General features: G+C 57.7%; 2 protein-coding genes. Both read left to right on the top strand.

Features of this window, described 5'->3' with window-relative positions; all coding sequences use genetic code 11:
• Positions 1-110 precede the first annotated feature (110 nt).
• Positions 111-710, top strand: a complete 600-nt coding sequence (locus ACIONG_RS22030; RefSeq protein WP_103306070.1) for a 50S ribosomal protein L25/general stress protein Ctc — start codon at positions 111-113, stop codon at positions 708-710.
• Between the two features lie 166 nt (positions 711-876).
• Positions 877-1,461: an aminoacyl-tRNA hydrolase gene (gene pth / locus ACIONG_RS22025; protein WP_401302663.1), complete on the top strand. Its 585-nt coding sequence runs from the start codon at positions 877-879 to the stop codon at positions 1,459-1,461.

Below are 1,461 nucleotides of genomic sequence, written 5' to 3'. Positions count from 1 at the left end.
CGAAAAGCGCCCCGCCCCGGCATTCCTGTCGGGGCGGGGCTTTTTTGCCCATACCGTGTTCGGCGCTGGTCGCAAACGCCACTCGGTCATGGCTATTTGGGAGATACAAAATGAACGATTTTACTCTGAATGCTGAAGTGCGTTCCGACCTGGGGAAAGGTGCGAGCCGCCGCCTGCGTCGTCTCGCCGCTCTGGTTCCAGCTGTTGTTTACGGTGGCGACAAAGCCCCTGAATCCATCAGCATGCTGGCCAAAGAAGTTGCCAAACTGCTCGAAAACGATGCTGCTTACAGCCACGTTATCGAACTGAACGTTGGCGGCACCAAGCAGAACGTCATCATCAAAGCTCTGCAACGTCACCCATCTAAAGGCCACGTGCTGCACGCTGACTTCGTACGCGTTGTAGCCGGTCAGAAACTGACCGCTATCGTGCCAGTTCACTTCGTCGGTGAAGAAGCTCCGATCAAGAAAGGCGGCGAAATCTCGCACGTCCTGAACGAAATCGAAGTGACCTGCCTGCCGAAAGATCTGCCTGAGTTCATCGAAGTCGACCTGTCGGCTCTGGAAATCGGCGCGATCGTTCACCTGTCCGACCTCAAAGCCCCTAAAGGCGTTGAGTTCGTTGCACTGGCTCACGGCGACGACAAAGCTGTTGCAAACGTACACGCTCCACGCGTTGCTCCAGAAGCTGAAGAAGGCGCTGCAGAGTAATTCACTCTGTATTGCCGGAGCTTGAGGAAACATCGCGGACCGAAACGTAGCGAGAAAGCGGGCGAGAACGCGGCGTTTACTCTTGAGTAAATGAAGTTTTTCGTCCACTTTCGCCGCACTCACTGACGGCGATGTTATCCACAACTCCAAAGGAAGGGCCCCTATCGTGACTGCCATCAAACTGATCGTTGGCCTGGGAAATCCAGGCGCCGAATACGACCAGACCCGGCATAACGCAGGGGCCCTTTTTGTTGAGCGCATCGCAGCTGCACAAGGTGTCAACCTTGTCGCCGATCGCAAATATTTCGGCCTGACCGGGCGCTACTCGCATCAAGGTCAGGATGTTCGTCTGCTGATTCCCACCACCTACATGAACCGCAGCGGCCAGGCCGTGGCGGCACTCGCCGGATTCTTCCGCATCAAGCCAGAAGAAATCCTGGTGGCGCATGACGAACTCGATCTGCCTCCGGGCGTCGCCAAGCTCAAGCAGGGCGGCGGCCATGGCGGTCACAACGGGTTGCGCGACATCATTGCGCAACTGGGCAATCAGAATACGTTCTACCGTCTGCGGCTTGGCATCGGCCACCCGGGCGTCGCCAGTATGGTTTCAAATTTCGTCCTGGGTCGTGCGCCACGCGCCGAACAGGAAAAACTCGATGCCAGCAGCGACGTTGCCCTCGGCGTGCTGCCGGATCTCCTCGCCGGTGACTGGACCCGTGCGATGAACTACCTGCCCAGCCCGAAGGCCTGA

The organism is Pseudomonas sp. NPDC087817 (genome assembly GCF_044742875.1).
In the GTDB taxonomy this organism is placed as follows: Bacteria; Pseudomonadota; Gammaproteobacteria; order Pseudomonadales; family Pseudomonadaceae; genus Aquipseudomonas.
This window is presented reverse-complemented; position numbering and strand designations above follow the sequence as displayed.